Genomic DNA, 12,468 nt, shown 5'->3' on the forward strand with positions numbered 1-12,468 from the left:
AAAAGCAGATCAAGATCAAGAGCGGCTCGCTTCGCATCGTGGTTACGGTTGGTGACTACAAACCAGGCTCAACGGGGCGTGCCCCCTCTCATATTTAGTCCGCAGAGCAGCATCTGACATGACGTTCGACTCGCCCCTCATTGCCTACCAGCACGCTATCGCCCAGCAAGGGTTCGTCTCCGACGACGCCCAGCGTCGGGCGGTGCAGGCTTTGCAAACCTGTCACGAGGGGTTGCATCAAGGCCATTCGCCAGTTGCCGGGGTCTATCTGTGGGGGCCGGTGGGGCGTGGCAAGACCTGGCTGATGGACCAGTTCCACCAAAGCCTGCGTGTGCCCGCGCGGCGTCAGCATTTTCATCACTTCATGGGGTGGGTGCATCAGCGCTTGTTCCAGCTCACCGGAACCCAGGATCCTTTGCGGGCGCTGGCTCAGGAGCTGAGCCAGGAAGTGCGCGTGCTGTGCTTCGATGAACTGTTTGTCAATGATATCGGCGACGCGATCATCCTCGGGCGGCTGTTCCAGGTGATGTTCGAGCAAGGCGTGGTAATGGTGTGCACCTCCAACCAGCCGCCTGATCAGTTGTATGCCGATGGCTTCAATCGCGAGCGTTTTCTGCCGGGCATCGACGCGCTCCAGCAGCATATGCAAGTGGTGGCGGTGGACGGTGGCGAAGATCATCGCCTGCATCCGGGGGTGGGGCAGCAACGCTATTGGGTGAATCAACCGAATGCACTGGCTGCGGTGTTCAAGCAATTGAGCCAAGGCCAGGCCGTAAGCAGCGGGGCGGTGAGCGTGGGGTACCGCTCCATTGTGGCGGTGCAGGCCAGTGATACGGTGCTCTGGTGTCGTTACGCCGAACTGTGCGAGCAACCCCTGGCCGCGATGGACTTCATGCTGCTGTGCGATCGCTTCGAGGCCATCCTCCTGGGTGAGGTCCCGAACCTCAGCGCCCAACAGCGCCCGGGGCGGATTGCCCGTGGCACCGAGGACGGCGCCGAGCGTGTGATGGCCGGGGACCGCCAATTGCCGCAACTGTCGGTTCATGATGACAGCGTGCGGCGCTTTATCGCCTTGGTGGACGAATGCTACGACCGCAAGGTGCCACTCTTTATCGAGGCCCGGGTGCCCTTGGAGTGCCTGTACACCGAAGGCTACCTGGAGTTTCCATTTCGTCGCACCCTGAGCCGCTTGCAAGAGATGCAACTGCAGCGCTTTGCTGTCTAGGAAAAATCCCCACTCCAGGGGCTTTTGCGCGATTTGATGCGAGCAACCTTCGCAATTTCTGTCAGATATTTGTAGTTAATCTCCTTCATCTACTGCCGACTCCACGCTTACAATCGAGGCTCTCAAAGGGGAACGAATCCCTGGTTGTCGTTATCGAGGAAGGAAATGGACACCCCAGACATCCTGGTGCTGCAAGCCAGCTATACCAACGAGGTGCACGCCAACGCCATCGGCTTGCTGCTCAACCACTATGCGCAAGACCCGATGGGCGGCGGCCACGCCTTGTCAGCCGATCTGTTGCAGCAACTGCCGGCTGAACTGGCCAAGCGTCCTCATGCGTTCAGCGTGCTGGCATTTGTCGGTGGCGAACCGGCGGGGTTGGTCAATTGTTTTGAGGGCTTCTCGACGTTTGCTTGCCGCCCGCTGGTCAACGTTCACGATGTGATGGTGAGGGAACAGTTTCGTGGCTTGGGCTTGAGCCAGAAAATGCTGCAGAAGGTCGAAGAAATCGCCCGCCAGAGGGGCTGCTGCAAGATTACTCTGGAAGTGCTAGAGGGCAATGAACTGGCGCAATCGGCGTATCGCAAGTTCGGGTTCGATGATTCAGTATTTGATCCGAAGTATGGCCATATGTTGTTTTGGAGCAAGTCGCTGTCATAAATGACTGGCGAAAAAAAGGCGCCATTAGATGGCGCCCAATAAACCTTTGCCAACGGAGCGGGATGGCGCAGGGTATTACGGATTAACTAAGCATTAAATCAACTGTTCGGTTGTTCCTGGCTGACGGTATCGACTTTCAACGTCTTCCCGTCGGCAGAGGCCATTCGTTGCTCTGCTGTGCCGTGAGTTTGCTGTTGAATGAAGCTGAAGTTGTCGTAGAACTCCTTCGAACGCTCTGAACCGCCCTCTGCGAAGGCAGCGGCGGAGGTCAGGGTCATCAGGCTGGCAAGCATCAACGTCGAGATTTTCATCGCGGTATTCCCATTAAGAGTGATAGGTGTCTGGCCGTTCCTTGATCAGAATCATGGAGCGACTATGGCGCTATCTTATTAAGTGGGAATTAACTGACAGGCACTGCGAAGTTAACGATTTTGTTAACTTCGCAGGGAGCGACTACAGCTTCCAGTCCAATGCAAGCGTGATAGATCGCGGGTCACCCCAATACACACCATTATAAAAGCCGACACGTTCGTAATATTTTTTATCAAATAGATTGTTAACGTTAACCGAGGCGGAAACGTGTTCGTCGAACTGGTAGCGTGACATCAGGTTGACCACGGTGTAACCCTGTTGCGTGATCTTCGCCCGCGTGGTTATCGGCCGACCTTCGCTATTGCGTGCCCCTGTGGGCCGGTTACCGAAATCGTAGATTTCGCTTTGCCAGTTCACCGCGCCACCGACGGTGAGGTTGCGCCATGCGCCCGGCAGGCGATAGGCGCTGGAGACCTTCAACAGGTTCAAGGGCTGGCCCGTATTGGTACGTTTGTCTGAGCCATTAAGCGAGTGGGTGTAGGTGTAGCCGGCGGTCAGGTTCCAGTCCGGCCGGATTTCGCCTGCGGCTTCCAATTCGAAGCCGTTGACCTTGTTACCCTTGCCGCCAGACTTGTAGTACTCCTCGCCAGTGACGAGGTTGGGAGGGACCGAGTCATCGCGCTCTGCAACGTTGTCCTGGGTGCTCCAGAAATAGGCGGCCGCCAGGTTCAGACGTTCATTGAGCAGGCTGCCCTTGAGCCCCACCTCATAATTGCTGCCCACCACCGGTTCCAGGTACTTCTTGTTGACGTCACGCCTGTCTTGCGGCTTGAAGATATCGGTGTAGCTTGCGTAAACGGTGTACTGCGGGGTGATGTCATAGAGCAGCCCGGCGTAGGGCGTCCACATGTCGTTGTGGGTCTGGCGTGTTTTGCCGGCAGCCGTCAGTTGATCATTGTCGTTGTATTCAGGCGTGGCGCTTTCCAGCTCCCAGCTGCCGTAGCGGCTACCCAGCACGGCGTGCAAGCGGTCTGTAAGGCTCAGTCGAGTGGCGAGGTAGCCGGCTTTCTGCTGTTTTTTGCTGTGTTCGCCCTTGAGGTCGGTGACCGTGTCGGCGAACTTGCCGATATCGCCCATGTGCTTCCAATCCTCGATGGGGTAGTAGCTGGCAGGCAGGTCGTTACGCATAAAGGGCGAGACGTCCCGTTGGGCGGCCTCGCCATAGCCCATCATCAACCCGTGTTCGCGGCCCAGCAGGGTGTAGCTGCCGGCCAGGTTGAAGTCGATGGCTTCCATCCGCGACGTACCGCGCATATGACTGGCCCAGGCCGTCATGCCGCTGCGGTCCGCATTGGGAAAACCGGTGCCGCCGTAGTAGACCTTGCCGTCGGTGTCACTTTGGCGATGGGTATAGGCAGCCTTCAAATGCCAGTCGCCGCCGAGCCGATGGTCGAGGGTGGCGAAGGTGGTCTTGTCAGTCAGCGGCCAGGAGCTCCAGTGCGCCGCCATATTGGTGGAGCGAGGCAACCTTGCCTTGCCGCCCTGGCTGTTCCAGTAGGGCACAGTGCCCCAGGAGGTGCCTTGTACCTGTTTGTCCTGGTAATCAAAACCTACAGCCAGCACCGTGTCGTCTGAAAGGTCACCTTCGAGAATGCCGTAGCCAACTGCGCGCTGCAGCCCATAGTTATCGCGAAAGGATTTGCTGTCACGGTAGGCCAGGACGCTACGCCCGCGCAGCTTACCGTCGAACGCCAAAGGCCCACCTACGTCGATGTAGCTGTAGTAGTTGTCATGGCTGGCGCCACTCACACCGGTCTGTGCCTGCCATTGGGCAGTAGGGCGCTTGCGCACCATGTTGACGGTGGCCGATGGGTCGCCCGCGCCTGTGGTCAGGCCCGTGGCGCCGCGTACCACTTCGATACGGTCGTAGATGATGGTGTCGGCGTCGGACTTCATGTAGCCGAATGTGTTGAGCATCCCATCAACCTGGAAGTTGTTGATGCCGTAACCGCGGGAGGAGTAGTAGACACGGTCCGAATCGTTATGTTGAACGTTGATGCCGGTGGTCTGGCGCAGCACTTCGGTCAAGGTGTTGAGGTTGAAGTCATCCATCTGCTGGCGTGTGATCACCGAGATCGATTGCGGGGTTTCCTTGATGGAAAGGTTCAGGCGGGTGGCGGTATTCATCGAACCGGTGGTGTAGGCACCGGTGTGCTCGGTGGTGGACCCAAGGCCGTCGGCGCTGATAGTGGTCGCGCCCAGCTCCAGGGCTTTGCTGGAGGCTTGTCCGGGGTCGATTTCAGCCAGCAGATCCGGGCTCAGCGCAAGACTGAACAGACCGAAGGTAATGGTCATGGAACGGGTAAAAGGCGCGAACATTGCGGCAGACTCCTTGTCGTCTTTTAACCCTCCCGGGGTGGGAGGGCATGGTTCAAAGACGAAAGGAGGTGTGGAACTTTAGGCTTAAACGAGAATGATTGTTATCTTTGTGTTGCAGGGCCCCTGATTACTTCGCCACCACTTCGGCGCCATTGGCCTTCTTCGGCTTGATCAGGCTGAAGTCGATCAGGGCCTTCTGCTTGGTTTCGTAAGGGTTGCCGATCAACAAGGGCCGAGGCTTGAAGCTGTCGCTGACCAGGCTCTTGCTGTGGTCCAGTTCGTCAAAACTCAAGCCTGCCATGTCGGCCCAGGTGTGGATCAACTGCGAACTGCTGTAAGGCCGTTGCAGGTCGCCGGCGAAACTCCAGTCGTGGCTTTCGCGCCACTTCGGTGAGGCGTAGGCCATGAACGGGATGGTGTACATCGGTGCAGTCGGCTTGCCTTCGTTGCGGCCCAGGGTGTCGTGGCCGGCGGAGTCGAACACGTCTTCGCCGTGGTCCGAGAGGTACAGCAAAAAGCCGTTGGGGTCGGTCTTGGCGTAGTCCTTGATCAGGCTGGAGACCACGAAGTCGTTGTACAGCACTGCGTTGTCATAGCTGTTGTAAGTCGGCAACTGCGCGTCGCTGACACCGGCCGGCACGCCCTGGCGGTCGGTGAACTTGTCGAACGTCGGCGGGTAACGGTACTGGTAGCTCATGTGAGTACCCAGCAGGTGCACCACGATGAACTTGCGCTCGGCGGTATCGGCCAGGGCCTTGGAAAAAGGCGCCAGCACATCGCCGTCGTACTGGCGGGCGTTCTGGTTGCGGTTGTTGTTCAGGTACACCTGCTCGTCGGCCTGTTCGGAAAAGGTCGTGAGCATGGTGTTGCGCTTGGTCATGGTCTGCTGGTTGGTGATCCAGAAGGTCTTGTAGCCGGCCTGTTTCATCACGCTGACAATCGACGGCGTCTTGAGGTACAGGTCCGGGTTTTCTTCATCGGCAAAGGTCAGCACCTGTTGCAGCGCTTCAATGGTATAGGGGCGAGGGGTGATGACGTTATCGAACACGGCCAGTTGGTCGCGCAGCTTGTCCAGTTCCGGCGTGGTGTTGCGCGGATAACCGTACAGGCTCATGCGCTGGCGGTTGGTGGACTCGCCGATTACCAGTACCAGCGTGGACGGCTGGCCGGCCATGCTGTCCTTGAGGTTCTTCAATGGCGGGATCTGGCTGGCGCTGTTGAGCATGCCCTGCATATTGTCCAGCTGTTCGGTGTAGCGACGGTAGGCGACGATCATCTGCCAAGGCACGGCAGGCTCGATACGGGTTTCGAAACGATCAATGGCCAATTCCATGGTTTCGCTGGTGGCGATTTGCTTGACCAGCGGGTAGCCCACAACCGCCAGGACAATGGCGATGGCCGCCACGATCGACTGGCCGCGAGGCAGGTACACCGGGCGCAGGCGCGTCCAGAGGAAGATAGCGAAGGCGGTGTGGGCTATGAACGCCAGCACGATCCACCAGGCAAAATATTGGGTCGCGTATTCGCCCGCTTCGGAGATGTTCGACTCGAACATGATGAAGATGACGCTCTGGGAGAACTCCTGCTGGTAAATGAAGAAGTAACCCAGGCTGGCCATGGAGCAGGCCCACAACACCACACCGATCAAGGCGGCAAGCAGGCGTGTCTTGCGCGGGAACAGCAACATCGGCGCCAGCCACAGTGCACTCATGAAGAATGCCTGGCGGAAACCACTGAAGCCGGACGTGCCGGTCAGTTGGATAAGAAGCTGGGTAATACCCGAGAAATACCAGAAAAACAGGAATAGCCAACCAAGGCCGGCCCAATCAAAGCCTTTCGCAGTCGTCGTGCTGCGTTTGAACATCGCCATCCAGCGCCCCATCAGTCAATGATCGTCGCGCAGAGTCGCGCGACATCGGGCCGCTCAGAACGTGAGCGGCATCGCGGGCGGGAGTATCAGGATAAGTGTGTGAAAACTTTGTGAGTTTTCCGTAGGTATTGCCTTACAAACTGACCAGGTGCGTTCAGCAGAGCGCCGGCTTGGCCTGGGATGGCAGCTCGAGCTGGGCTTGAAGGTGTGAACGCAGACGCAGGACTTCCTGTTGCAACTGATCGCGCTCGTCCTTCAACTGGCGCAATTCATCGCGACGGATGCTGACGTAGAGGGTCTGTGGCGGGCGGGTCATCTGTGCTGTGCTCATTGCTTACCTCGCAAATAGCCGGTAGATCGCGCTGCTCAAACAGGGTTTGGGCAACAGTCGGAAGCAAGTTTGAATTCTTTTTTGCAGCAAGGGAACTTTTTTATTTTTGGCGGTCGTGTGACTTTTCAGGCGGTGATGGTGAAACGATGGCAACTTTTTTGTCATGAAACTACACGGATCTGCTCTGGACTAACCCTCATTAGCCTCATTGCGCTATAAACTATGTCACACATTTTTTAGAAGTTAGGAGCATCAGCACATGCAACTGGGGATTATCGGACTAGGCCGCATGGGCGGTAACATTGCGCGGCGCCTGATGCTCAATGGGCATACCACCGTTGTATACGACCGTAACGAAGCCTTCGTCAAAGCCTTGAGCGAGGAGGGCGCCACTGGCGTCGCCGACTTGAATGCCCTGGTGGCTGGCCTGCAAAAGCCCCGTGCGGTCTGGGTAATGTTGCCGGCGGGCGCCCCCACCGAAGACACCATCAATGCCTTGAGCGAGCTGCTCGAAGACGGCGATGTGATCATCGACGGCGGCAATACCAACTACAAGGATGATGTACGTCGCGGCAAGGCCCTGGCTGAAAAGGGCCTGCACTACGTTGACGTCGGCACTTCCGGCGGCGTCTGGGGCCTGGAGCGTGGCTATTGCATGATGATCGGCGGCGACGTCGAGACCGTGCAGCGCCTGGACCCGATCTTCAAGAGCCTGGCCCCTGGCCTTGGCAATATCCCGCGCACCAAGGACCGTTCGGCCGCAGCCGACCCACGCGCCGAGCACGGTTATATCCATGCAGGCCCGGCGGGTTCCGGTCACTTCGTCAAGATGATCCACAACGGCATTGAATACGGAATGATGCAGGCGTTCGCCGAAGGTTTTGACATCCTCAAGACCAAGAACTCGGAAAACCTGCCGGAGGATCAGCGCTTTGACCTCAACGTTGCCGATATCGCCGAAGTCTGGCGCCGTGGCAGCGTGGTGTCGTCGTGGCTGCTGGACTTGACCGCCGACGCCCTGGCCACCGACCCGAAACTCGATGGTTACTCCGGTTCGGTAGCGGACAGCGGCGAAGGCCGTTGGACCATCGAAGCGGCCATGGAACAAGCGGTGCCGGTACCGGTGCTGTCGACGTCGCTATTTGCGCGTTTCCGCTCCCGCCAGCAGAGCACCTACGGCGACAAAATGCTGTCTGCCATGCGCTTTGGCTTTGGCGGCCATGTGGAGACCTCCAAAAAATGACCGCCAACGGCAAGAAACCCAAGGCCGAACCTGCTCCACCTACCACGTTGTTTCTGTTTGGCGCCCATGGCGACCTGGTCAAGCGCCTGCTCATGCCGGCGCTGTACAACCTGAGCCGCGACGGGTTGCTGGGCGATGGCCTGCGTATTGTCGGCGTTGATCACAACGCCATCAGCGACGCAGACTTCGCCAAGAAGCTTGAGGATTTCATTCGCACCGAAGCCGCCAGCAAGGTCCGGGGCAATGCTGAACATGCCCTGGACCCTGCGCTGTGGGCGCAACTGGCCAAGGGCATCAGCTATGTCGAGGGCGACTTCCTCGACGACGGCACCTACGCGGATATTGCGCAGAAGATCGCCGACAGCGGCACCGGCAACGCCGTGTTCTACCTCGCCACTGCGCCGCGCTTCTTCAGTGAAGTGGTGCAGCGCCTGGGCAGTGCCGGTTTGTTGAATGAAACGGACGATGGCTTTCGGCGTGTGGTTATCGAGAAGCCGTTCGGCTCCGACCTGGCCACCGCCGAGGCGCTGAACGCGTGCCTGCTCAAGGTGATGAGCGAGAAGCAGATCTACCGCATCGACCATTACCTGGGCAAGGAGACGGTGCAGAATATTCTGGTCAGCCGCTTCTCCAACGTGCTGTTCGAAGCGTTCTGGAACAACCATTACATCGATCACGTGCAAATCACCGCGGCTGAAACCGTCGGCGTTGAAACCCGAGGTAACTTTTTCGAAAAAACCGGCACACTGCGCGACATGGTGCCCAACCATCTGTTCCAGCTGCTGGCGATGGTCGCCATGGAGCCGCCGGCAGCCTTCGGCGCCGATGCGGTGCGCGGTGAGAAAGCCAAGGTGGTCGGTGCAATTCGCCCCTGGTCGCTGGAAGATGCGCGGGCCAACTCCGTGCGTGGTCAGTACACCGCTGGCGAAATCGCTGGCAAGCCATTGCCCGGTTATCGCGAAGAAGCCAACGTCGCACCCGACAGCAGCACCGAGACCTTCGTTGCGCTCAAAGTGATGATTGATAACTGGCGTTGGGTCGGTGTGCCGTTTTACTTGCGAACCGGCAAGCGCATGAGCATCCGCGACACCGAGATCGTGATCTGCTTCAAGCAGGCGCCTTATGCGCAATTTCGCGATACCGAAGTCGATGAGCTCAAGCCCACTTACTTGAAAATCCAGATCCAGCCGAACGAAGGCATGTGGTTCGACCTGCTGGCCAAGAAGCCTGGGCCGACTCTGGAGATGGCCAATATCGAGTTGGGTTTTGACTACAAGGACTTCTTCGAGATGCAGCCCTCGACAGGTTACGAAACCCTGATCTACGACTGTTTGACCGGCGATCAGACGTTGTTCCAGCGTGCCGACAACATCGAGAACGGTTGGCGCGCCGTGCAGCCGTTCCTGGATGCATGGAAGGAAGACGACGGTATCCAGGCCTACAAGGCTGGCGAAGATGGCCCGGTGGCAGCGGATGCGTTACTCGCTCGTGACGGCCGCACCTGGCACAGCCTCGGATGAGTGACGTAACGATTCATCCCATCCGCTTTGTCCTCAGTGATGTAGACGGGACGCTGTTGCACCCCGACCACAGCCTCAGTCAGCGCACCGCCGACGTAATTGCTGCGATGCGTGAAGCCGGGGTGCTGTTCAGCCTCGCCAGCGGGCGTCCGCCCAAGGCGATGCTGCATTTGATCGAGACGTTTGGCATCGATGTGCCGGTGGCCGGCTTCAACGGCGGCACGCTGGTCAACCCGGATGGCAGTATCCTGGTGGCTCACCATTTGCCGGCAGACGCGGCACTGGTCACCCTGGCGCTGTTTTCTGCCGAGCCGGACGTGGAGGTGTGGGTGTTTGCCGACGGCGATTGGCTGCGCCGCGACCCGCCAGGGCCAATGATGCAGCGCGAAGCTGATGGCTTGGGCTATGGCCCGGTGGTCGTGGAGAGTTTCGAGCCCTACCTGGACCGGGTCGACAAGATTGTCGCGGCCAGTAACAACACGCAGTTGCTGGTGGAGTTGGAAGCGCAGTTGCAGCCCAAGGTACAAGGTTTGGCTCAGGTATCGCGTTCGCAGCCGGTGTATCTGGACGTGACCGCAATGCTGGCTAACAAAGGCGAAGCCTTGAAAACCCTGGCCGAGCACCTTGGCGTGCCGCTGAACCAGACCGCCGCCATCGGCGACGGCGGCAACGATCCGGCGATGTTTCACGTGGCTGGGTTGTCGATTGCCATGGGTCAGGCTGAAGAAACCGTCAAGCGCCAGGCCAATGTGGTGACCGGCAGCAACGTCGAGGACGGGGCTGCCGAGGCATTCGAGCGGTTTATTCTCGCGGCACGCTAAGTACTTGAAGTGTTATTGCACAACTTCCAGCCGATGTTTGACGTTGGCTGGAAGTTGCCGCATTGAATTACTTCGGCATTGCCCAGGACTGTAACTGGTAGCCATCTTTGTCGAGCTCGGCGCGAGCCTGCAACAACAGGTCTTCAAGTTGAGCCGGGTCGGTATAGGCAGTCGACGACAGCTGTTTTCTGCCGATACGGGTGTTGGTACGGTCGATGACGCTGAGGCTGAGGGCGCCATTGCCATCGTGCCAGGCCACGCACTGAAAGGGTTGGAAGGCACGGTCTGCAATCAAAAGAGCTTCGTTGATGCGCAGCGGAGCGTTCATTTGGGTCTTCTCTCTGTATGCCCATTCAAGTGAGTACCGGCGGTTGGGCTGACCGTGCGGTGGGTTACTTGTACTGATGCACGATGGTGGGGTGCGGGTCACATGCTAGAGCAAGAAATTTTAACTTTCCCTGACTAACGTCATGTAAGCGGCTGTTTTGAAAGCTGATTGAAAGTTTCGGCAGCAGCAAACTTTTTGCCCCCGATTAAACACACATGGCTTTTTGCCCGCACTTATAGCGAAATAGTACAAGGTGAGCGTCAAGATCTTGCTAGGGTTAGCGCCAGGCGCCCCAAATCCTTGTTTCTAAATAACTTTAATAATCTTGGCGCCAAGGAATCGTCATGATTGTGACACCTGTTCAACGCCGCTTGCTGGTAGTCGAGCCCTGTGATGACTGTCACAGGCTACTACCCGGCTTGCGCACTGCCGGCTGGGAAGTTGACAGCTGTGCATTGCAGGCGGTGGGGGATCGTTCTTGCGATGTGGGCCTGCTCCGCTTGCAGCCCTGCCATCTGGAACGCCCCGAGGCGGTCAAGGAGTTGATTGGCCGCAGCGGTACCGAGTGGATCGCCGTGCTCAGTCCTGAAGTCCTGCGTTTGCAGAATGTCGCAGACTTTGTCTGCGAATGGTTCTTCGATTTTCATACCTTGCCGTTCGATGTGGCTCGGGTCCAGGTGACCATTGGGCGTGCGTTTGGCATGGCGCGACTGCGGGGCAAGGGTGTCGTGCCGGTAGATGAAGCCCACGAGTTGTTAGGCGACAGCCGCCCGATTCGTGAACTGCGCAAACTGTTGTCGAAGTTGGCGCCCACCGAATCGCCGGTACTGATTCGTGGCGACAGCGGCACCGGCAAAGAGCTGGTCGCCAAGACCCTTCATCGACAATCCCAGCGCCACGCCAAGCCGTTTGTGGCGATTAACTGTGGGGCGATCCCTGAACATCTGATCCAGTCGGAACTGTTCGGCCATGAAAAGGGCGCCTTTACCGGCGCACATCAGCGCAAGGTCGGACGGATTGAGGCGGCCCACGGTGGCACGTTGTTTCTGGATGAAATCGGCGATTTGCCGATGGAGCTGCAAGCCAACCTGTTGCGCTTTCTTCAGGAAAAACATATCGAGCGCGTCGGCGGCAGCCAACCCATTTCGGTGGATGTGCGGGTGCTGGCAGCCACCCATGTGGATCTTGAAGCCGCGGTGGAGAAGGGCGCCTTTCGCGAAGACCTGTATTACCGCCTCAATGTCTTGCAAGTAGTCACGGCCCCATTGCGCGAGCGCCATGGTGACGTGGCGATGCTGGCCAATCATTTTTCGCGTTTCTACAGCCAGGAAACCGGCCGACGCCCGCGCAGCTTCAGCGAAGAGGCATTGGTGGCGATGGGGCAACACCCGTGGCCGGGCAATGTGCGTGAGCTGGCCAACCGTGTGCGCCGCGGTCTGGTGCTGGCCGAAGGGCGCCAGATCGAAGCCGTGGACCTGGGGCTGCAAGGCCAGCAGGTACTTTCGCCGCCGATGGCGACACTGGAAGACTACAAGCACCGCGCCGAACGCCAGGCGTTGTGCGATGTGCTCAATCGGCACAGCGATAATTTCAGTGTTGCAGCCCGTGTGCTGGGGATTTCCCGGCCGACGTTCTACCGGCTACTGCACAAGCACCAGATCCGCTAAGGCGGGTTGTGGAGGGTAATGCCGGTCACTTAAGCGCAGATCCGCTGTGGGAGGGAGCTTGCTCCCGATGGCGGCCTCAGGACCGGCCGGGATGTTGGATTAGACCGAGTAC

11 protein-coding genes are annotated in these 12,468 nt (G+C 58.5%); 6 read left to right on the plus strand and 5 right to left on the minus strand.

The genetic code is table 11. The features are described 5' to 3' along the window. Positions 1-118 precede the first annotated feature (118 nt). Positions 119-1,225 carry a cell division protein ZapE gene (gene zapE / locus E4P01_RS01050; RefSeq protein WP_148853717.1) on the plus strand — a complete coding sequence of 369 codons (1,107 nt, stop codon included), beginning with the start codon at positions 119-121 and terminating at the stop codon, positions 1,223-1,225. Positions 1,226-1,390: 165 nt separating this feature from the next. Continuing rightward, positions 1,391-1,885, plus strand: coding sequence for a GNAT family N-acetyltransferase (locus tag E4P01_RS01055; RefSeq protein WP_032875912.1), 495 nt, complete (start codon positions 1,391-1,393; stop codon positions 1,883-1,885). Positions 1,886-1,983: 98 nt separating this feature from the next. On the opposite strand, the gene E4P01_RS01060 is transcribed toward E4P01_RS01055, so the two are convergent. From E4P01_RS01060 to E4P01_RS01075, 4 genes are all read right to left on the minus strand, one after another. Beyond that, entirely contained in the window at positions 1,984-2,196 is a 213-nt protein-coding gene (locus tag E4P01_RS01060; RefSeq protein ID WP_032875909.1) for a hypothetical protein, read from the minus strand. Between the two features lie 142 nt (positions 2,197-2,338). Further along, positions 2,339-4,576 (minus strand): TonB-dependent siderophore receptor, encoded by a 2,238-nt coding sequence (locus E4P01_RS01065; RefSeq protein WP_216091533.1) that lies wholly within the window; start codon positions 4,574-4,576, stop codon positions 2,339-2,341. A 127-nt stretch (positions 4,577-4,703) separates the two neighbouring features. Beyond that, the gene (locus E4P01_RS01070) at positions 4,704-6,446 is read right to left on the minus strand and encodes a phosphoethanolamine transferase CptA (protein WP_103734322.1); all 1,743 of its coding nucleotides are present in this window, start codon (positions 6,444-6,446) and stop codon (positions 4,704-4,706) included. 154 nt (positions 6,447-6,600) lie between these two features. Continuing rightward, the gene (locus E4P01_RS01075) at positions 6,601-6,777 is read right to left on the minus strand and encodes a DUF6026 family protein (RefSeq protein ID WP_157243918.1); all 177 of its coding nucleotides are present in this window, start codon (positions 6,775-6,777) and stop codon (positions 6,601-6,603) included. A 259-nt stretch (positions 6,778-7,036) separates the two neighbouring features. On the opposite strand from E4P01_RS01075, the gene gnd reads away from it, so the two are divergent. From gnd to E4P01_RS01090, 3 genes are read left to right on the plus strand one after another with little or no spacing between them, the layout of a single operon-like run. Further along, positions 7,037-8,020, plus strand: a complete 984-nt coding sequence (gene gnd, locus E4P01_RS01080) for a phosphogluconate dehydrogenase (NAD(+)-dependent, decarboxylating) (RefSeq protein ID WP_032875901.1) — start codon at positions 7,037-7,039, stop codon at positions 8,018-8,020. After that, positions 8,017-9,540, plus strand: coding sequence for a glucose-6-phosphate dehydrogenase (gene zwf, locus E4P01_RS01085; RefSeq protein WP_005788671.1), 1,524 nt, complete (start codon positions 8,017-8,019; stop codon positions 9,538-9,540). The genes gnd and zwf overlap by 4 nt, the downstream gene beginning before the upstream one ends. Further along, positions 9,537-10,361 (plus strand): HAD family hydrolase, encoded by an 825-nt coding sequence (locus E4P01_RS01090; RefSeq protein WP_216091532.1) that lies wholly within the window; start codon positions 9,537-9,539, stop codon positions 10,359-10,361. The genes zwf and E4P01_RS01090 overlap by 4 nt, the downstream gene beginning before the upstream one ends. Positions 10,362-10,428: 67 nt before the next feature. Here the strand turns inward: E4P01_RS01090 and E4P01_RS01095 are convergent, their stop codons facing one another. Next, the gene (locus tag E4P01_RS01095) at positions 10,429-10,689 is read right to left on the minus strand and encodes a hypothetical protein (RefSeq protein ID WP_032875895.1); all 261 of its coding nucleotides are present in this window, start codon (positions 10,687-10,689) and stop codon (positions 10,429-10,431) included. A 344-nt stretch (positions 10,690-11,033) separates the two neighbouring features. Here E4P01_RS01095 and E4P01_RS01100 point away from each other — a divergent pair, with 344 nt between their 5' ends. Then, positions 11,034-12,356, plus strand: a complete 1,323-nt coding sequence (locus tag E4P01_RS01100) for a sigma-54 dependent transcriptional regulator (RefSeq protein WP_078821498.1) — start codon at positions 11,034-11,036, stop codon at positions 12,354-12,356. Positions 12,357-12,468 lie beyond the last annotated feature (112 nt).

This window comes from Pseudomonas sp. NCIMB 10586, from assembly GCF_023127895.1.
In the GTDB taxonomy this organism is placed as follows: domain Bacteria; phylum Pseudomonadota; class Gammaproteobacteria; order Pseudomonadales; family Pseudomonadaceae; genus Aquipseudomonas; species Aquipseudomonas synxantha_A.

Excerpts from the sequence above, each read along its gene's own strand:
- zapE (WP_148853717.1), top strand. The coding sequence starts at position 119 with ATGACGTTCGACTCGCCCCTCATTGCCTACCAGCACGCTATCGCCCAG.
- E4P01_RS01055 (WP_032875912.1), top strand. The coding sequence starts at position 1,391 with ATGGACACCCCAGACATCCTGGTGCTGCAAGCCAGCTATACCAACGAG.
- E4P01_RS01060 (WP_032875909.1), bottom strand. The coding sequence starts at position 2,196 with ATGAAAATCTCGACGTTGATGCTTGCCAGCCTGATGACCCTGACCTCC.
- E4P01_RS01065 (WP_216091533.1), bottom strand. The coding sequence starts at position 4,576 with ATGTTCGCGCCTTTTACCCGTTCCATGACCATTACCTTCGGTCTGTTC.
- E4P01_RS01070 (WP_103734322.1), bottom strand. The coding sequence starts at position 6,446 with ATGGCGATGTTCAAACGCAGCACGACGACTGCGAAAGGCTTTGATTGG.
- E4P01_RS01075 (WP_157243918.1), bottom strand. The coding sequence starts at position 6,777 with ATGAGCACAGCACAGATGACCCGCCCGCCACAGACCCTCTACGTCAGC.
- gnd (WP_032875901.1), top strand. The coding sequence starts at position 7,037 with ATGCAACTGGGGATTATCGGACTAGGCCGCATGGGCGGTAACATTGCG.
- zwf (WP_005788671.1), top strand. The coding sequence starts at position 8,017 with ATGACCGCCAACGGCAAGAAACCCAAGGCCGAACCTGCTCCACCTACC.
- E4P01_RS01090 (WP_216091532.1), top strand. The coding sequence starts at position 9,537 with ATGAGTGACGTAACGATTCATCCCATCCGCTTTGTCCTCAGTGATGTA.
- E4P01_RS01095 (WP_032875895.1), bottom strand. The coding sequence starts at position 10,689 with ATGAACGCTCCGCTGCGCATCAACGAAGCTCTTTTGATTGCAGACCGT.
- E4P01_RS01100 (WP_078821498.1), top strand. The coding sequence starts at position 11,034 with ATGATTGTGACACCTGTTCAACGCCGCTTGCTGGTAGTCGAGCCCTGT.